Source organism: Acrocarpospora sp. B8E8, from assembly GCF_039871605.1.
Lineage (GTDB): Bacteria > Actinomycetota > Actinomycetes > Streptosporangiales > Streptosporangiaceae > Acrocarpospora > Acrocarpospora macrocephala.
This window is the reverse complement of sequence record NZ_JBDPLV010000026.1, coordinates 22,393-41,585: the sequence shown is the minus strand read 5'-3', so window position 1 is coordinate 41,585 and position 19,193 is coordinate 22,393. Positions and strand designations below refer to the sequence as shown.

10 protein-coding genes are annotated in these 19,193 nt (G+C 66.6%); 3 read left to right on the top strand and 7 right to left on the bottom strand.

The annotated features are described in order from the left end of the window. Positions 1-23 precede the first annotated feature (23 nt). The 6 genes from ABGB08_RS24445 to ABGB08_RS24420 all read right to left on the bottom strand — a co-directional run bounded on the left by ABGB08_RS24445 (position 24) and on the right by ABGB08_RS24420 (position 13,204). Positions 24-1,037, bottom strand: coding sequence for a hypothetical protein (locus ABGB08_RS24445; protein ID WP_347594050.1), 1,014 nt, complete (start codon positions 1,035-1,037; stop codon positions 24-26). After that, on the bottom strand, positions 938-3,802 hold the full coding sequence (locus ABGB08_RS24440; protein ID WP_347594048.1) for a DNA methyltransferase: 2,865 nt from the start codon (positions 3,800-3,802) through the stop codon (positions 938-940). The genes ABGB08_RS24445 and ABGB08_RS24440 overlap by 100 nt, the downstream gene beginning before the upstream one ends. Continuing rightward, positions 3,799-6,648 carry a helicase-related protein gene (locus tag ABGB08_RS24435; RefSeq protein ID WP_347594046.1) on the bottom strand — a complete coding sequence of 950 codons (2,850 nt, stop codon included), beginning with the start codon at positions 6,646-6,648 and terminating at the stop codon, positions 3,799-3,801. The genes ABGB08_RS24440 and ABGB08_RS24435 overlap by 4 nt, the downstream gene beginning before the upstream one ends. Beyond that, positions 6,645-11,762: a DEAD/DEAH box helicase gene (locus ABGB08_RS24430; RefSeq protein WP_347594044.1), complete on the bottom strand. Its 5,118-nt coding sequence runs from the start codon at positions 11,760-11,762 to the stop codon at positions 6,645-6,647. The genes ABGB08_RS24435 and ABGB08_RS24430 overlap by 4 nt, the downstream gene beginning before the upstream one ends. Before the next feature lie 307 nt (positions 11,763-12,069). Beyond that, positions 12,070-12,765, bottom strand: a complete 696-nt coding sequence (locus ABGB08_RS24425) for a GntR family transcriptional regulator (RefSeq protein WP_347594042.1) — start codon at positions 12,763-12,765, stop codon at positions 12,070-12,072. 31 nt (positions 12,766-12,796) lie between these two features. Then, positions 12,797-13,204, bottom strand: coding sequence for an ATP-binding protein (locus ABGB08_RS24420; RefSeq protein ID WP_347594040.1), 408 nt, complete (start codon positions 13,202-13,204; stop codon positions 12,797-12,799). A gap of 263 nt (positions 13,205-13,467) precedes the next feature. Here ABGB08_RS24420 and ABGB08_RS24415 point away from each other — a divergent pair, with 263 nt between their 5' ends. From ABGB08_RS24415 to ABGB08_RS24405, 3 genes are all read left to right on the top strand, one after another. Beyond that, complete coding sequence (locus ABGB08_RS24415) at positions 13,468-14,295, top strand: helix-turn-helix transcriptional regulator (RefSeq protein WP_347594038.1); 828 nt, start codon at positions 13,468-13,470, stop codon at positions 14,293-14,295. Between the two features lie 5 nt (positions 14,296-14,300). After that, positions 14,301-14,519 carry a DUF397 domain-containing protein gene (locus ABGB08_RS24410; protein WP_347594036.1) on the top strand — a complete coding sequence of 73 codons (219 nt, stop codon included), beginning with the start codon at positions 14,301-14,303 and terminating at the stop codon, positions 14,517-14,519. A gap of 420 nt (positions 14,520-14,939) precedes the next feature. Next, complete coding sequence (locus ABGB08_RS24405) at positions 14,940-17,198, top strand: esterase-like activity of phytase family protein (protein WP_347594034.1); 2,259 nt, start codon at positions 14,940-14,942, stop codon at positions 17,196-17,198. A 66-nt stretch (positions 17,199-17,264) separates the two neighbouring features. On the opposite strand, the gene pknB is transcribed toward ABGB08_RS24405, so the two are convergent. Beyond that, entirely contained in the window at positions 17,265-19,124 is a 1,860-nt protein-coding gene (gene pknB, locus ABGB08_RS24400) for a Stk1 family PASTA domain-containing Ser/Thr kinase (RefSeq protein ID WP_347594032.1), read from the bottom strand. Positions 19,125-19,193 lie beyond the last annotated feature (69 nt).

The following is a 19,193-nucleotide window of genomic DNA, read 5'->3' as shown; positions in this document are numbered from 1 at the left end:
CAATGAGCAGAGGGACGTATGAGTCAGCCCGTGGACCAACTGGTTCCCAATCCGCGGCGCCAGATTTTGGAGCGGACTCTAGCGGAGATGAGAACCCGGGTCGCCGTCCTCGAGACCGCACTCGACCTGCCGCACCGCCGGTTCACCCGCCGTGCCGTATGGGTCGGCCCTACCGCCCGGCGTTTCGCCGAGGATCTCAGCGCACGCCACCTCGGAAGCTGATTGAGGTAGCTGTATGTCAGGTGGGTTCCGGCCATCTTCTGCCGCGCTACAAAATCCAGCACGAACGAGCAGAGGTTCGCGCAGAGACTGATTACCGTCGCAGAATCCGTGAGCATCAGGGGCGACGTGTGCCCGATGGCGGCGCGTGGGAGCACAAAGCTGATCACGGTGCGGGTGTCGGAGCTGCGGCAGATGTCGCGCCAGCCAAGTAGCCAGCCACGGTCCCACTGGCGGACACGGCGGTTACCGCGTGACCCCTCGGCGGGGCGGAGCCGAGCCGACACCTCTTTCTCCGGAATCCAGTACTGCGGGAGAACAGCAAATTGGGGATTCGTCTTCTGCTTGCCTGACGTGCGTGGCAAGACGTAGTCCACTCGATCGTGCGCGCGGTCTCGATAGTCGGCGAATCGATGGTCGAAGTGCCAGAGCATTTTACCTTCGTATAGCGGGAGCAGTCGTTCACCGTCGCGGATGAGGACGTTGCCGTCGAACTCCCAGCCGTCGTCGAGCATGTCCTGCAGAGTTTCGCCGTCGGCTGCGCTGGGCCGAAAGAGTCCTGAGTCGTTGGCCATATGCAGCATAGCGAGGAACGACAGGTCCCAGAGGTTGCGCTCGGGGGACTCCCGCCAGAGGACGGGGACGCGGCGGTATATGCCGAGGGTAATGCGAGCGTCACGTGGGCTCTTGAAGGTGGGGCAGTTGCCGGTGTTGGGATTCACCAGGCTGATATCTGAGGGCGAGAGTGTGTAGACCACCGCGGGATCCTTGATCTCGTTTGGTAGACCGAGATCAAACGCGAACTCGGCTTCAGCCACGCCACCACGTGAGCCAGTGAAGCTGAATAGGCAAAGCGGACGTCTCCGTGCCCGACGCCCTTGAACAGGCCACGGTTGTTACGGAAACCGGAGTCGCGCAGGAGCAGGGTCTGGCCATCGGCCTGTCGCAGCTCACTCGCGAACTCCGCGAACAGGTCCCGGTCCGCTTCCTCCTCGCTGGTCGCCAGAGCCGCGATCGCACGCTTCCGTGCGGCGGCGTTCTTGGCTTTCGCGATGTCCTCGTCGCGGGAGGCGAAGAATTCCTTCTCCTGGATCTTCACCCTTTCCCACGGCGGGTTGCCGATAACGCAGCTGAAGCCGCCGTCCCAGCCGGTCTGCGGGTCTGCTTCGCCGTCCTCGGTCACCCGGAACAGGTGGGGGAACTCCACGTGCCAGTGAAAGAACCGATATTTCTGGGCCAGATCCGCCACACTGTCGGCGATCTTCTGCTTGTGGGTGTCGAAGCCCTCGCCACCGATCCAGTCCAGCGTCGCCTGTGTGATCGCGGACAGTCGCGTCTCAAGTGTGAGCTCCTGCACGAAGGCGGCGCACCAGGCGTCCGCGACCCGCTTGGCGGGCAGGCGCTCGGCATCGATTGAGCGGAGCCTGCGCCGCTGCACGGCCGCTCCGGTCAGATCGTCGGCCAGCGCGGTGACGATCTCCCGCGTGTGCGTGCCGAGACGGGCGTTCGACTGGCCCAGCGCCGTTTCGTCGAACAACGTCTCGGCGAACAGGCCGCTGGCTGAGCGATGCCTTTCGGCCTCGCTCTCCTTGGCGACCGCCGCGGCGACCTTCTTGTCGTCGCCCTCGATGGCCTTGAAGGCGTCCTTCGGAATGCCACGGTCGATCAGCGCCGGGGTCGTGCCCAGCAGGGCGTTGCCGACCCGGATGTTGGTATCGAGGAACGCCAAGGGCTTGCCAGGTTCGACCGACTCGATCCAGAGCGACACCTTGGCCAGCTCCGCGGCCATCTCGTTGAGGTCCACACCGTAGACGCACCGGGAGACGACCTCTCGCATGGCATGCCGTACCAGACGGGGAGAAGGCTCGTCCTCGCCGGAGCGGATCTGGGCGACGCGCCGGGCGATGCGCCTGGCCGCGGCGACGAGGAAGTGGCCGGAGCCGCAAGCCGGGTCGCAGACCGTGACGTTCAGCAGTGCCTCGACCTTGCCTTCGACGGTGTCCGCGCGTCGCGTGGCATCGTCCAACACCGGGTCGAGGGCGGTGTCGAGCAGCGCCTCGGTCAGAGACGACGGGGTGTAGTAGGAGCCGGTGGTCTTGCGGGAGCTGCCCGCCGCTTGGCGCAATGTGAACGTCCTGGCGGCGGTGTCGAGGTCAACGTGGAACTCCAGCAGCCACTCGTACACGCTGCCCAGTTCCTCGGAGCCGAGCTCGCGGAAGTTGACCGGGCGCCGCTGGAATTCGGAGTCGACGATCGCGAGGTGGCGGATGGCCGTCAGCAGGTGAGCGTTGTCGATCCGCATGCCCTCCAGCGGCGCGTCGAGCTCATCAGGACGGCTGGGCGTGACCGGGGTGCCGTCCGGCAGTTCGGTGACTCGCTCGAACAGGCCACCCAGTCCCGGGATGGCCAGCTCAGGGCGTCCCCCTCGCTCACCGAGTCCGCGCATGACCAGCTGCACGGCGTCCCAGAGGTCGTCATGATGGTCGGCGCCGCCACGGATCGCGCGATCCCGCAGACGTTGCGTGGAGAAGTAGCTCCCGTAGCGATCGCGAGCCGCGAGGATTTCCTTCCGCCGCGCCGGATCGTCGGGCAGCGGGATCAGCAGCACGTCACGGTCCTCGGCCACGAACCAGAACAGCAGCCGGTAGACCAGCCTGAGGATCGCCCGGTTGTAGTCCTCCTTGCTCAAACGGTGCCGCGTGCTCAAGGCGTTCGTGTCGGCAGGATTGTCGGAGAACAGGTCGCCGAGGGTACTGCGGCCTTCCAGGTGCTTGCGGAGCCGGTCGTTGGCCGGGTGCCGCAGGAAACCCGTCCCCAATGTGTTGATCGCTTGTTCGACGCCTTTGCGAAGCCGGTTCAGCGCGCGCTCACCGACCTGGGCGGCTTCTGCCCGCCACAGCTCAAGCCAGCAGTCTGCCGGTTTCGACCGGTCCGGAACAGCCAGCCGGGTCGCCTGGATCAGCCGGAACAGCAGCACGAAGTCGGAGAACAGATCCTCCTCGAAGATCAGCTCCAGATCGAACTCGATGAAGGCGGATCCAGCCAGCGACCGGGAGTCCCGCAACAGCCGGAGCTTGCCACCGTTGGACAGGATCGCCCACAGATGGTCGTCACTCCGGTTGAGCAGTTCCTGCACCATCGACTGCGGCGCCTGCGCGGTCACCCCAGGGGTACGGTGATCGAGGTCGACATTCCATCCCACGAAGTGGATCGGCACCTGTTCCCAGCGGTGGCTGACCCGGTAGATGGCGTCGCCGACCGTGATGCCGCCCGACGGCTGCAGGATGCCGTAGTCGAGCTGGCGCATGAGCGGGATCAGCCATCGATCTCGTGCGCGTGGGCTCCGCCCCTCCTGGATGGCTTTCTCCCGCTCCTTGGTGAATGCAGTCCAGGCGCCCTTGAGGTAGTCGAAGGCGCGGGCGGCGGCCTCCCGGACATTCTCATGCGGAAGCAGCCCGTAGGCTTCGGGCTCGCGGCCCGCCAGAGCGGTCTCGCCCGAGCGGGTTTCCAGGATGCGATTGAACAGGTCGGCGGTGAGCAGGCCACCGGCCGTACGAAGAGAAGGGAACGGCAGGCGACTCATCGTGCGGCTCCGGGGGCGGCCGGGAGGTAGACATAGACGCCGAGCAGGTCGGCGGGTTTGTTCGCCGCGACAGCGATCTTGCTGATCCCGCTCTGCCGTGCGGCTTCCCGGACCCGGGTGTGAGATTCGCGAAGCCGCTCGGCCATGGCGTCGGCCTCCGCGTCCAGTGCGGGGCGGAGCCGCGCCATCAACGCGGGCTCGCCGCCGTCATGGGTGGCGAGGAGGCGGGCGAGGTCGTCGCGGGCGAGGTCAGGGGCGAGGTTGCCGCTGGGCTCGGCATGGAGCAGCTCCTCGATCTCTTCGGGCGCGAGCCAGTCCGGGGCGTCTGGTTTGCCGCGGAACGCCAGCACGCGGGCCTCTTCGGCTACCAAGGGGCGTTTGCCGTCCCGCCCAGGGAGTTCCAGGTGCATCCGGAACCGGGCGAGCAGCAGAGTCGTGCGTCGCCGCACCGCGCCCGTCCGCATGACGCCGCATCGCCTTGCGGGACGTGGGCCCGGGGTCTTCGGATCGAGCGCGCTGTCGAGCACATAGCGGGCGATCGCCGCGACGCTCACGTCAGTCCGGTCGAGGTGGGCGTGCCGACGCGGCACCGGCAAATCGCGGTGGAAGGGCAGCGGTCGCGCCTGCCCGGGTGGCAGCGCGTCACGCAGTCCGCTGGGCAGCGTCGCGGTGACCGCGGTGAACCCGTGCTCCTGGTCGGTAAGCGACGAACCAAGGGCATCCAGTGCCTCGCGGACGAACTCCTCGATCTCGCCCGGCGAGCCGAGACTGGCCCGGATCTCCGCGAGTTCGCGTGCCACCTCGTCCGGCTTGATGCCGACCTGGGCGAACTTGGTGCGCGACTGGCGCTCCTTGGCCGCCGAGCTATCCCATTCGGCGTGGAGGTCGGTCGCGGCGAAGCCGTCCAGTGGGAGCTGCTGCCAGGTTTGGGTGCTGGATGTCATCAACTCCTCCATCAACGCTTCGACGAGCTGATTGGAGAAGTTCGGCACCGGGACACTGACACCCAGGCTCTTTCTGATCTCTTCGTGCTTCCGGATCAGCACGCGCATGACGATCTCGTCGATCACGTTGTCCGCGCCGATGACGGTCACCGCGCGCACGATGTCAGCGGGCTGACCGAATCGGTCCACACGTCCTTCACGTTGCTCATGGCGGGTGGGATTCCAGGCGAGGTCATAGTGGACCACGGCCTGGAACGCGTCCTGCAGGTTGACGCCCTCGGACAGGCAGTCGGTGGCGACCAGCACGTGACGGCCCTCGATCGCCCGCAGTTCGTCTATGCGAGCCTCGCGCTCGCTGGGCGGCAGCGTGCCGGTGACGCACCCGACCTCGGCGGCACCGCCGAGTCGTTTGCGCAGATGCTCGGCCACGTATTCGGCGGTGTCGATGAACCGGCAGAAGACGATCGGGTCGAAGCCGTCGGCCAGCAGCCCCTCCACGACGTCGCCGACCTTCTCCAGTTTGGCGTCACCCTCGCCCGTCAGGTCCTGCGCCGCTCTGGCGAACCGCAGCAGCCGAGCCCGTTCCCGCTGGTCGTCCTCGTCCAGGTCGTCGGCACCGGGGATCACGTCAACTGACTCGACGGCTTCGTCGTCGGCCAGGTCCAGCACGGTCGCCCGGCCGATCCGGTCGGCCTCCTCCGGGGTCTCGCTCCCCACCCCGTTGGCGCGTTTACGCAAGGTCGCCGCGGCGGCGGCCGGCGAGGATGCCAGACCTCGCAGCAGCGCCAGCACCGCCCAGTAGCGGACTCGCTGGCGATGTTCGCCCCTGGCGGCGTCACGGACGGTCTCCCGGGCGTAGGTGAGCACTTGGCGGAGCAGCTTGCGGTAGTCGTCGGTCAGGTAGTAACGCTCTTCGTGGGTCTCACGGTCGGACGGGAACTTGGTGTCCTCGTCCAGATACTTCCTGATGTCGCCACGGCGACGCTGAACCATGTGCTTGGCGAGCTGGTCACGGCCCTTGGCGTCATCGAGGTTCAGATCGCGCAGGGCGGGGTCGATTAGACCGATCAAGTTGCGGAAACCCTCGTCCTTGCCGCTGTGCGGGGTCGCGGTGACCAGCAGCAGATGCCGATCCCTCTTGGCCGCCAGTCCCCGGACCAAGTTGTACCTGAGCGTCCGGCCGCCACTGGCGGAACCGTCGGCCACACAGGTGTGCGCCTCATCCACGATCACCAGATCGCGGCAGGACGTGACGAACTCCTTCATGCGGGTCGGCGACTTGATGAAGTCGGTGGACACCACCGTGTACTTGAAGAAGTCGAAGATCGACTGGTCGTCGCCGATCAAGTTCTTCTGCAGGCTCTTGACCGTGCTCGGCAGCACCAGCTCGGCGTCGATCCGGAACTTGGCGGCCAGCTCCTCCTGCCACTGCTCGGCTAGCGCTGGGCTACACAGCACGGTCAGGCCGGTGGCGCTGCCCTGGGCGAGCAACTCCGCCGCGATCAGCCCCGCCTCGATGGTCTTGCCGACACCGACATCGTCGGCGATCAGCAGCCGTACGGTCTCCTGCCGCAGCGCCATCAGCAGCGGCACCAGCTGGTAGGGCCTCGGCTCGACCGCGAGTCCCGCCAGTGAGCGGAACGGCCCGGCGGTCGCGCGGAACCCCACCTGCAGCGCCGTACGCAACAGACCGGCGCTGACGGAGTTACCGGCATCGTCCGCTTGTGGCGGGGCGAAGGTTGCCTGGACGACGTGCTCGATCTCGGTCAGGATGCCCGCGATCTCGTCGTCGCCGCCCCCAAGCGGGCGAGCGATCAGGAACCTCTCGGTGGAGCCGGGGAGCACCACCCAGTCGCGGTTACGCGCGCTGACGAGCGATCCGGGACTGTAGACGGCGGTCAACGCGACTCCCTGCGGCTGATTCCGAAAACACTCGGGTATTTCTTCACAATTTTCGAGTAGTCCCCACCGTAGGGGACACGTACGACAATCCAGCCAAGATCGCGCAGTTCGTCCTCGGCATCCTCGTCTCGGCCGGGGGCGTCCGCGTTGTCGGGGCCGTCCACGAACACGATGACCTGCCCGTTCGGTGTGTTGTAGACCATCTCCGGCCTGGCCCCGCCGAGATCGGGGTTGAGGGCGTCGGGTGCGCGGTACTCCCATTCCTCTAGCCAGCAGACGAACGTGTGCAGGGGGTCTTCGCGTTCAGCCTCGACCCGGATCGGCTCCCAAGCGTGAGGCAGGCCCGCTGCGGGGGGTTCCGGAACCCGTGCATTGGCAAGCGCCATCAGCAGGTCGCGGGCGAGATGGCGGTCGATCTGTTCATGGTATTGCTGATTGCCGAACGACAGGAGGCAGTCGTAGCAGGCCCTGGCGCAACGTTCGCCGTTAATCGCACCCCCCATGTCCTGTCCTGTGCCGGGGTCGAAATGAGCAATCTCCAAAGCTCTTCTGGCCGCCTTGGCGAGGGCGTCGTCCTCCATCACCAGGCGCCGCAGCACACCGGCCCCTCCCTCGGAGCTTTCGATATAGAGCGCTCTGCCTCGGTGTGCCTCGTCGGGGAGCAGTTCGCTGGTGAGCTCGGTGTCCTCCAACTGGAACTCGGCTTCGATGCCGCGCTCCAGCGCGTACATGAAGCTGGTCGCCGCATCCTCGCTCAAGGACACCACCATCCGAGTCACCAAGATGTTGCGGCGGTCTTCGACGTACGGGATGACTTGTTGTTTCGCCGCCACGCGACTCGCGTCGTCGATTGGGTTGGGGTCAGGGGTCAGCGCGTCCTTCTCCGACAGCCACCGGCCGGTCTGCACGTTGATCCAGAAGCCGTCACCAGCGTGTCGTCTGCGCCCCATGTTGGTGACCCGTACCGTGGCGGTGTCGCCGTAGCGCAGCTCAAGGACTGGACCTTGATTGATGGCGGTGGCGTCGAGGCGGCCAGGCCGCACGCCGTGGTCGTTGAAGCGGTAGGAGGTGATCAGGTCGTAGCCGGCGCGACGGCGCTCCTCCTCGTCAGAAGAGATCCGGTCGCGACGAACCGTCTTCACCGTCTGCAGCCGCAACAGCCGGTGCATGCTCTTGCCGAGCCTCCCTTCGCATGACTCGCATACGTCGATGCCGACCACCGAGTCGTGCAGGTAGCCGCAACATTCGCAGCGCCTCGCCGATTTGGTGTCCAGCCCGCCGCCGCCTTGCTCGTTCGGCGCGAGCTGAACTTCCTTGACCTGGTATCGGGAGCCCTCGTGGTAGATGAGCGCGTCGGGGCCGAACTCGCGGATCGCGATGAATCGCGGCCGGTGGATGAACTCGACCTCCGTGTTCTTGCCTTTGCGAGCCGCGATATAGGCGCGCAGCGGAAGCCGAGGGAAGGAGTAGCCGGGCAGGAACCCTTCCGACGCGAGGTACCGGTAGGAGTAGAAGTCGGTCTGGAAGTCCTCGGAATCCTCGTTCCGCAGCAGCTTGAGCTGGTTCTCGGCCTCCCGGCGGCGGGCGGTCGCTATTTCTCGATCCCGCTTGCTCGTGGAGTGGTCGCCGATGATCCGATGCTGTTCCTCCCGCTCGGCCAGGGCCGTGCGGTAGAGCTCGCGCCAGCGGTCGAATGCGGCGTCGAACTCTTTATGCGCGTCCTGGACGGTCCGTTCTGCCCACTCGTCATGCCACCACGAGGTGACCTGCAGCTCACCGGCCAGTTCTGCCAGCACCGCACGGGCTCGATCACCGGCACGGTCGCGCGCCTGCTCACTGGCGACTGCAGCGCCGACCGCGGGGAGAAGCGGGAAGCCAGGACGGTCGATGCCGAGGATGCCGCTGACCGAGGTTTTGAGCGGTAGCCCAGTCTCAGCCAGCCAGAGGGCATGCACGTGTGAACGGATCAGGTCTTCGTTGGTGAGGTCCAGCCTGGGCGCGGTCACTGATCCGGCGACCATCTGATCTCGGTTGCGGAAGTAGTACTGATCATGGGCGTTGCCGGTTGCACAGTAGGTGACCACCAGCGCGGGTTGCCCCGATCGGCCCGCACGGCCCGCACGCTGCGCGTAGTTGGCGGGGGTGGGCGGAACGTTGCGCATCCCCACCGCGTTGAGGCTGGCGATGTCGATGCCCAACTCCATCGTCGGCGAGCAATACAGCACCTGCAGGTCGCCGGCGCGAAACTGATCCTCACGGAAAGCTCGCAGCTCATTCATGACCTGCGCGGTATGCTCCCGCGCCTGAAGTCCCGCCAGGTTGGCCGCCTTCTCCATGTAGAGGCGCTGGAAGAACGGGTTGATCCGAGGGCCCTTGTCGGCGGCTACGTGCTTGCGAATGCGGTCCTCGGATCCCGATCTGCCGTCGCCGAGGCGCCAGATGACCGATGACGCCTTGAGCTGGTAGCCGTCCCGTTCCTTGGTGAGGACGCCGCAACGTTCGGTGATCGCCAGCATGTCCCGGATCATCGCGTGCGCGTCGTCACGGGACAGACCCTCATGCTCGCGCAGCAGGTACTTACCGTAGGCGCCGAAACCCGTGAGATGCAGGTCACGAGTCGACCGCAGCCCACCTTGACGGCCGGCACGCGGATACGCGACTGCGGCGTAGACGACGTTCTCTGTCTGCTCCATCGCCCACGGATCTTTGAGGTAGTGCCGGCTCTCCTCCTTGATCTGCATGAACCCGGGCTCGGTCAGACAGTCCGCGTCGATCGCCAAGACCCTGCGAAGCTCGTCGAGCAGCGTGCGCAGCAGCTCTTCGCGAAGCTCGGGCCGGTCGTCGCGCAGGGCGTAGTGCGCGTTGTCCCACAGATCCTGGGCGGCGGCGATATCCGGCAGGTCGAGGTAGTCGACCTTGAGTAGTCCGGTCTGCTCAAGGTTGGGCATGGTGATGCGCCAGCCACGCTCCAAATCCAGGTACAGCCGATAGTTGATCAACTGCCGGAGCGCCTTCCACGTGTTGCGTTCCGCGGTGAACCGGGCCTCGGGCTTATCCGCGAAGTCACCGAATTCCAGGTTCAGCGCTTCGGTGACCCGCTGAGCGATCACCTCGTAGGTCAAGCCGTCCGGCGCGGTCCTCAATGCCCGGTAGAGGGCGCCACGGAGTTGAACGACCTGCACGAAGTCATTGAAGTGGCCCGCTTGAAGGCTGGCATCCTGCCGGTTGTCGGTGAACGCCAGTAGCTTTCGCTGTTCCTTGTCGAGAACGGGGTCGTGCTCGCGCAGGCCACGGACGATTGTCGAGCTGATCACACTGGTGGCGGAGCTCCGGCCCTCCACGGCGAGGGATCCCAGCTTGGCGAAGTCGCTGCCGCGCACTTGCTCATACGACGTACGGCAGGCCAGGCAGAACGTGAACGGTGCGGCGATGTACGCGGCCGGGACGCCATCGTCGGTGAGATAGCCGTTGGGGGCGACATGTACCACCTCGGGCAGGTACTTGCGCCGCGCCGGGATCACGCTCGGCGAGCCGTCGGTCAGGGTCTCCAACCAGGACTCGGGCACGCGCTGGTCGTTAATGGCGATCTTCGTACTGTCCGGCCAGGGGAAGTCGGCCGAGATGTAGAGGTAGCCGTTCAACTCCTCGCCGCTCAGGTCATTGTCCCTACGCGAGGTGAAGCGGGTGGTCCCATTGTCGTCCAGGCGCCGCACAGTCAGGTATTCCTGGCCGCACTCCCGGCAGAATGACGCCGGCACCAGGATGTGGTCTTCTTTGCCTTGTTCTGGAACGACGGTCTGGTAGCGGCTGGTGATGTAGCGGACATTCTCCGGCTCGATGCTGAGGTAGACGTCGTCGCCTTTGGAGAGAAACTGATGCAGCCGGAACGCGAATACTGGCCGCCGCGTGCGGGGGTTCTTGATGGCCGCTCCGCGCTTGAGCGTTTCCTGGATCGCGACGGCGCATTCCTCCGACGCGTGCCCGATCAAGCTGGCGAGATCGTCGGCCGCTTCCCGGACGGTTCTGGGCCGGGGCGGCCTGATGAGCTTGCCAGTGGTGGGATCGGTGACCACGCCGAACTGTGACTCCACCCACGCGGGCAGCGGGTCGGCGACGAAACTCGCGTAGTCCGCATCGGGAACCTTGAGCGCCGTCACCCTGTCTGGATCCGCCGTGGTGGCACGCTCCAAAGTCTCCCCGATGACATGCGCCCGCGCGACCGGTACCCCGAACAGACGGCCCGCGGTCTCGGCGACCTTCGTGCGACGATGTCGCTCATCGCCCTCCGTCGTCATCGTGGCTGACGTGCCAACGCACTGGATGTCGGTCGCGTCGCAGGCATCCCGGACGCGGCGGACCAGCATGGCGACATCCGCACCCTGGCGGCCGCGGTAGGTGTGCAATTCGTCGAGGACGAGCCAGCGGAGACCACGCGCGGCGGTGATGAGGTTGTCGCGTTCACCGGGCCGAGTGAGAACCAGGTCAAGCATCACGTAGTTGGTGAGCAAGATGTCCGGTGGATTGGCGAGGATCTGCTGGCGCTCGTGCCCTTTTTCCTGGCCGGTGTAGCGGCGGAACGTGACCGGTTCCCGGCCCGGGCCGTAGCCGAGCCTCAGGAACTTGTCCAGCTCATGCACCTGACTGTTGGCCAAGGCGTTCATCGGGTACACGATGATCGCTTTCACGCCTGGCTGGTACGTGCCGGCCCGCTTCTCGCGGAGCACCCAGTCCACGATCGGCACGATATAGCTGAGGCTCTTACCGGATCCGGTGCCCGTGGTGAGCACGTAACTTGCGCCAGTCAAGGCGATCTCCACGGCTTCGCGCTGGTGTTGATGCAGGTTGAGGACCTGGCCATCAGATTGCTCGTCTTTACCGACACGGAAGATACGCTCGCACTCGTCGACGAGCAGGTCGAGCTTGACGAGCTCACTGATCGAGCCGCCCGGTGCGAAGTTCGGGTTGAGCGACAGGTACGGGTCCGGCCACTGCTCTCCCTCGGACAGCCGCTTCCGGACATGTTCCTTGATCCGCTCGTCCTCGATCTCCGTGAAGCCCGACGTGAACGCCGCATAGTCAGCGATCAGCTGCTCATGAACCTTGAAGACGTCCATCCCGCCCGTATTCTGCCGCCATCTCGGATTCCTGTGGAGGAGCACGTTATCGGCTGCGTCACCATGTGGTAAGCCCCAGCCAATGGCATGCCCTTGCTATCATCCTCCCATCACTTTCCGTCACATCCCCACGTCATCTGTTCGTTAAGCCGCTCCCAGAGAACTCGCTGTCGTATGCGCCGCAGTGAACTCGGCAATCGCGGAAGAATGAGCGATTGGGAACTCGCGAAGCAGAGAGCTGGAGATGATCGAGAACAATCTCCGCGCCAGCACCGTGGTGATCAGCCACGAGACTGTCAGGTCACGCTCACCGCGAAGAGGGTTGGCTGGTCGTCGTACGGCGGGACTCGCGGACATGGCTGGCCGGTGCCGGGGCCAGGGCCATCGAGGTGCCTTTGGGTGGCCATAAATGGCGGGGTGACGCCAGCGTGCCCACGTACGGGATCTCGTAGGCCCAGCCCTTGGCGGTGAGGCGGGTGAGAATGCCCCAGGCGGTCGCTTTGGAGATGCCGTGTTCGGTCATCAGACGGCGCTGGGTGGTGACCCGCTCGTGGGCGGCGATTTTCCCGGTACGGATCATCTCGGCCAACTCCGTCGCGATCTGGGTGATCTGATCCTGCACCGGCACACGCGGCGGCAGAACCGGCGCCGCGGGAACACCGACAACGAACCCGACACCAGGCACATTGCGTATCATTCGCCGATTCCGGAGCTCGCGCTGGATCCGTACGGCGGTGCTCCGGGGAATGGCATAGGCGATCATCAACTGCTGAACGCTGGGCATGCGCGCGCCCTCGCGTAGTTCGCCGCTGGCGATCCGCGTCGCCAGGATGTCGATGATCTCCCGTCGGCGCATGGCGAGGAGGGCTCCGCTGGGGCCGCCGGTCTTGCCGGACGGGACGACCCGCAACGCACGGGAATCCGGCGCTTCGGCCGCGCGCGCGTCGGGCGAAATCATCTGCGCCGCACGACGTCGCTCGAATTCGGTCCGCGTATCCGTCATCTCTCTTTCCCTTCTTGAGCGAGTACGACTTTCAGCAACACGTTTCCGCGAGCTGAAACCACACGACCTGGCCCGTCGCCCCCTCATGCCAGCCCCACATTGAGGCGATTCGACTCACCAGCGCGCAACCCTCCCCATCGGGATCGACCACGACCTCGGGCTTACTGCTGGACGACCCCTGATCGATCACCTCCACCCGGACGACCCCCGCCTCCCGGCAGACCACCACGGACACCGAGTCGCCCGGTTCACGCCCCGAATCCGAATGCCGGATCGCGTTCCCCAGTAATTCCGATGTCAGCAGCAACGCGTCATCGATCCGGGTGCACCCCGCGCTCACCAGCACGTCCCGGACGTATCGCCGGGCCAGCGGAACCGACTCCGCCACGCCAGGCAGATCCGCGTACCACAGCACGCTCCGCGACAAAGCGACTGACACGCCCATGGTCCTCTCTCCGAACTCCGGGCCGCATGTGACGTCACGTCATGTCCGACCCGATCATCTGGTGCATTTGTCGGATTGCTGTCATATCCGCATTGGCAAAATAATTCCGAGGGGTTCCAGATTGGCCAAAGACGCGCTTTATTAGTAGGCGAACACCTCACACAAAGGTGTCACGAATAAGCCCAGTCGAATGGGGCTGGGTGTCAATAACCGTCAGAATTTGTCAGTACGCGGTGAGCGTGAAAGCAGGGGCGTACATGGAAAATGATCTCGGTCCGCGTCTTACGCCGGCTCAGCGATTCGGCAGGGAACTCTCGCGCGTCCGCAGAGAAGCGGGCCTGACCCAGGCACGCCTCGGCAAGCGCCTGGAATGCTCGTCCTCACTGGTGGCGCACATCGAGATCGGCGACCGGAATCCCAAACCCGACTTCGCCGCCCGATGCGATCAGATATTCGGCACGGGCAATCTCTTCAGCCAGCTGTGCCGGAACATCACGTCCCCCACGGGACCGGAATGGTACGTCCGCTGGGCGGAACAGATCGAGCCTGGCGCGCGAGTCCTGCGCAGCTGGAATCCGCTGCTGGTTCCCGGCCTGTTCCAGACCGAGGCGTACGCGCGGGCGGTCTTCCAAGGCGCCCTGGCCACATCGGAACAAGAGGTCGAAGACGGCGTCAGCGCCCGCCTGCGCCGCCAGCTGATCCTGGAAAGGGAGAAACCCCCCTCGGTGTGGGCACTCATGGACGAGGGCGTGCTGCGCCGCCTCATCGGAAGCCCCGAGGTCATGTACGAACAACTCGACCGCCTGACGTCTCTGGCCACCCGCCAGAACATCCTGATCCAGATCCTGGCCCCCGAAGCCCCCTGTACGGCGGGCTGGGCATCGGCCTTCAGCATCGCCGAATCGGTGAACACTCCGACCGTTGCATCGGTCGAATCGGCAGGTCGTGGCGAGGTGTCAGCGGAGCACGAGTTCGTCTCCATGATGTGGAATCGATATGACAGGATACGAGCAGACGTGTGCCCGTCCACGCAGTCGCTCGGCATGATCAAGGAAGCACGGGATCAATGGAAACAAAGGATGTGATCAGCGTGGATCTCTCCAAGGCCGTGTGGAAGAAGAGTTCCCGCAGCGCCGACAACGGCGGAGAGTGCGTCGAGGTCGCCGTCAACATCCCGGGAATCGTCGCCGTTCGCGACAGCAAGAACCCCCACGGCCCCGCTCTCACCTTCACCCCCGCCGAATGGCACGCATTCCTCGGTGGCGTAAAGCACGGCGAATTCGACGCAAGGGTTTCACCGGGGCAATGACACCCGCTCGGCGGCCGCGAACGGGCTGACGTCCAGCCCCCGCGATAGTGCCCGGGAGCCACCGGTCAGGCTCAGCGTTTTGCCGCGCAGCGCTGCCACTCATGTCGCCCAGCCAGATGCGGGTGAGGGTCGTTACCTCGGTTTCCAGCCACGCTGATCGTGCGCGCCCGCCTCCAGCAGGCGGCCCACGCCGGACGGTAGGGCGACGTGCGCGGCGGGGATCGCGTGCCGGCAACACAGCGAGCTGGTCGTGCGCGCCCGCACGATCAACCCAATGCCACGGAATAGCGAGCATGTAGGCGCATGGGATCGCAGATATTCATGATGCGTTTGATGTCTGGTTCTGCGTTGGCGGGCTGCGGGGACTTCGCTCAGTCGGAGCGGTTGCTTCACCCGCACTGACAAATTTCGGAGGTACTTGTGCTCAGCACAAGATGGCCCGCACCGGCCCTCGCGGCCGCGGCGGTCATCGTCATGCTCGGCGTGACCGTCCCCGCAGCCGGCGCGACGACATCACACGATTCCAAACCCGATCTCGGCGCCCCCTGCTCGGCCGACGTGGCCCTGCGCGGCTTCACCGACAGCCTGGACAAGACCACGTTCGAGGGAACCCCCGTCGGGGGCTTGTCCGCTTTCGCGCTGCTCCGCGATGACCGCGCCCTGGCCCTCGTGGACAACACCGGCACCGTCCCCGCCCGCCTGTACGAGATCGCCCTCACCCCCGGGAAGAAGCCCCTCTCGGCCGAGGTCCGCGACATGACGACGCTGCGGCGGCCGGACGGCGTTCCGTACACCGGCGCCGACTTCGACGGCGAGGGACTCATCGTCGAGCCCTACGGCAAGACCGTCCTGGCCAGCTCCGAGACCGAGCCGTCGATCCGGCGGTTCCGGCTCTCCGACGGCCGGCAGGTCGCCTCCTTCGACGTGCCGGCCAGGTTCCGGGTCACCCCAGCAGGCGAGGCGCAGGTCAACCAGACCTTCGAATCGCTCACCGCCACGTCTGACGGCAGCGTGCTGTACGCCGGCATGGAAGGGCCGCTGTCCGCGGACGGCCGCGACGCGGCGGGCTCAGGCCGGCAGCGGATCCTGCGGTATGAGGGCCACTCCGGTGGCACCTACACCCCGGCCGCCCAGTACGCCTACCGCACCGACCCCGGCCTCGGGCTGGTCGAACTGGTGGCGCTCGGCGGCGACCAGCTGCTGGCGCTGGAGCGCGGCTTCACCGCGGGCGTGGGCAACACCGTGCGGATTTACCGGGTCTCCGCCACCGGCGTGCCGGACGTCTCCGGCGTCGCCTCGCTGGCCACCCTGACCGACCCGCGCGCCTGGCTCGGCAAGCGCCTGCTGGCCGACCTCGTCGACTGCCCGCCGTCCGGGGCGACCGCCAAGCAGCCCCAGCCGAACCCGTTGCTGGACAACATCGAGGGCATGGCGCTCGGCGACCGGCTGGAGGACGACACCCGCATCCTCTACCTGATCTCCGACGACAACAACAGCGCGACGCAGATCACCCGGGTATACGAGCTGAGCGTCCGGATCCCGGATGAGGCGCGGTTGCGGGACCGGGCGTTGCTGTCCGCGACCGACTACCAGCCCGGCCCCGTGTCCGGAACGCAGCTGGCGCCGACCCCCGTCAACGGGATCACCCCGCCGTTCCCTGGCCAGCCGATCCCGGGCTTCTCCGCAGTGATCCCGGCCAACCGGGGCTCCAAGTCCGCCAACCGGCTGCTCGCCATGCCGGACAACGGGTTCGGGGCGAAGAACAACTCGGCCGACTTCCTGCTGCGGGCGTACGTCATCGAGCCGGACTACCGGACCGGCGAGATCGATGTGCGCAGCCACATCAGCTTCCGCGACCCGGACCGCAAGGTGCCGTTCCCGATCGTGAACCAGGACACCCCTGACCGGCTGCTGACCGGGGCCGACTTCGACATCGAGTCGCTGGCCTGGGACGCGAACGGCACCCTGTGGATCGGTGAGGAGTTCGGGCCGTACCTGGTCAACACCGACCGGACCGGCAAGGTGCTGCGGGCGCCGATCCCGCTGCCGGACGGCACGAAGTCGCCTCAGTCGCCCGATCTGGCCCCGGGCGAAAACCCCACCCTGCCGGCCAGCCGAGGGTTCGAGGCCATGGCCGCCAGCGAGGACGGCTGGACGCTGTACCCGATCCTGGAGGGCGCCAAGACCAACGAGCCCGACCAGCGCCGGCGCGTGGTCTACGAGTTCGACGTCCGGGCCGGTGCGTACACCGGTCGCACCTGGTCCTTCCGGGTCGACGACCCGGGGCTCTTCGTCGGCGACGCGTCGGTGCTCGACGGCCGGCGGCTGCTGCTGATCGAGCGGGACAACAACATGGGCCCGAGCTCGCAGATCAAGCGTCTGGTCGTGACCGACCTCGACGCCGCGGGGCCGGACGGCGTGCTGCCCCGCCGCACCGCCGTGGACCTGCTGCGGATCGCCGACCCGAAGGGCGTGTCCACGCCGGCCCGGCCGGGCGAGTACGGGGTCGGGGACCTGTTCTCCTTCCCGCTGCAGTCGGTCGAATCGGTGCTGCCGCTGTCGGGCGATCGGGTCGTGGTGGCCAACGACAACAACTTCCCCGGAAACGACGGGCGCATCCCGGGCCGCGCCGACGACACCGAGGTGATCGTCATCGACGTGCCAGGCCTGCGCGACTGACGAAACCCTGAAGCGCCACCCCCGTCGGACCGGGCGATCCACCGACGGGGGTGAGCGCCCCGCCCCTCAGTGCCAGAGAGTGATCCTCGTCCCCTGCGGGACCTGGCCCACGGGGTTCTGGGAGATCACTCTGCGACCGCCGACGACCTTGCGGACGCGGACGTCGAAGCCCGCGGCCTGGAGTTCCCTACGGGCGTCGTTGACGTCCTTGAAGCGAACATCCGGGACGGTGACGAAGTCGGGGGCGGCGATGGACGGATCGCGTTCCCAGGGCCAGAACGGGGTGTCGGGGCCCTTGGAGACGGTCATGCAGATCTTGGTGGTGGCTTCCATCTCGGCGCCGCCGGCAGGGTCCTGGGCGATCACGGTGCCGGGCGCGGCGTCGTCGGTGACCTCGTTGACGCAGTCGGTGGGGTAGCCCTTGCTGGCCAGGAACTGCTGGGCCTGGTCGCGCATCATGCCGGTCACGTCGGGCGCGAGGAGCCCGGCGCTGACGACCAGGATGACCGAGGAACCCTTGCGAACGCGCTTGCCGACGACCGGGTCCGAGCGGACCACCAGGCCACGGGCGATCTTGTCGCTGGCGGTCTTGCGGACGCGCGAGACCGTCAGACCGGCTTCGGAGATCCTCAGCCGGGCGTCGGCCTCGCTGAGGTTCTCGGTCTTCGGCACCGGGACGGTCTCCGGACCGGCCGACGCGATGATGGTCAGCACCGTGCCCTTGTCGACCTCCTGGCCGCCGGCCGGCTCGGTCTCCAGGACGATGTCCTTGGCCACCTTGCCGTCGAACCGGGCTTCGCCGATCTTGACCTGGAAGCCGAGGCCGCGGGCCTGCTGCTCGGCCAGCTTCACGTTCTGGCTGACCAGGTTGGGGACCTTCAGGGTCCGCTCCTGCGAGAAATACCACCCGCTGAAGGCGATCCCGACCAGCATCACCACGGCGAGCCCGGCGATGAACCAGATCGGCCGCGAGTTCTTCTTGGCGCGCGGCGCGGCGGCGGGCAGGTCGAAGCTGGGCTGGACGGTCGTGTGCTGCACCGGGGCCTGGCCGACGGGGGCCGTGTGCTGGCCGCTGGTGCGGGCCAGGCCGCGATGCGCCTCGACGGCCGCGACCAGCATGGCCGCCGCGTCGGCGGGCCGCCGGTCGGGCTCCTTGGCGGTGGCGGACAGCACCAGCTCGTCCAGCGCGGGAGGCGTCTCCGGCGCCAGCTGCGAGGGGGCGCGCACAGTGTCGTGCACGTGCCGGTAGGCGACCGACATGGGCGACTCGCCCTCGTACGGCTGGTGCCCGGTCAGCAGCTCGTACAGCATGATGCCCGCCGCGTACACGTCGGCGCGCACGTCCGCGACGCCCGCCATGACCTGCTCGGGCGACATGTACGCGATGGTGCCGATCATGATGCCGGACTTGGTCTGGTTGCTGGCCTCGATCGCGCGGGCCAGGCCGAAGTCGACGACCTTGACCCGGCCGTCCTCGGTCAGCAGCACGTTCTCCGGCTTGACGTCGCGGTGGATCAGCCCGGCCTGGTGGGCCGCGCCGAGGGCGGCCAGCACCGGGATCATGATCTCCAGGGCCTCCCGGGCGGGGATCCGCCCGCGCTCCCGCAGGATGTCGCGCAGCGTCTTGCCCGGGAAGTACTCCATCGACAGGTACACGTGGTCCCCGTCGGTGCCCTGGTCGAAGACGTGCACCACGTTCGGGTGTGACAGTGAGGCGACGGATTTCGCCTCGCCGATGAACCGACGCACGAACTGCGGGTCCTCGGCCAGCGAGCGGTGCATCACCTTGACGGCGACCATGCGGTCGAGCCGGATGTCCAGAGCCAGGTAAACGGAGGCCATACCCCCCCGGGCGATCCGGGACTCGACGCGATAACGCCCGTCGAGCGTGTGCCCTACGAGTGGGTCGGTTAGCGTCGTGTCCACGGCCCAGAGTTTACGGGTGATTTGCCACCCCCAGAGCGTGGGAATCCCAAACCGAGACCCATAAAAAGC

Bases quoted from the DNA above. Each gene is read 5' to 3' on its own strand.
- ABGB08_RS24440 (WP_347594048.1), bottom strand. From the start codon at position 3,802: ATGAGTCGCCTGCCGTTCCCTTCTCTTCGTACGGCCGGTGGCCTGCTC.
- ABGB08_RS24430 (WP_347594044.1), bottom strand. From the start codon at position 11,762: ATGGACGTCTTCAAGGTTCATGAGCAGCTGATCGCTGACTATGCGGCG.
- ABGB08_RS24425 (WP_347594042.1), bottom strand. From the start codon at position 12,765: ATGACGGATACGCGGACCGAATTCGAGCGACGTCGTGCGGCGCAGATG.
- ABGB08_RS24415 (WP_347594038.1), top strand. From the start codon at position 13,468: ATGGAAAATGATCTCGGTCCGCGTCTTACGCCGGCTCAGCGATTCGGC.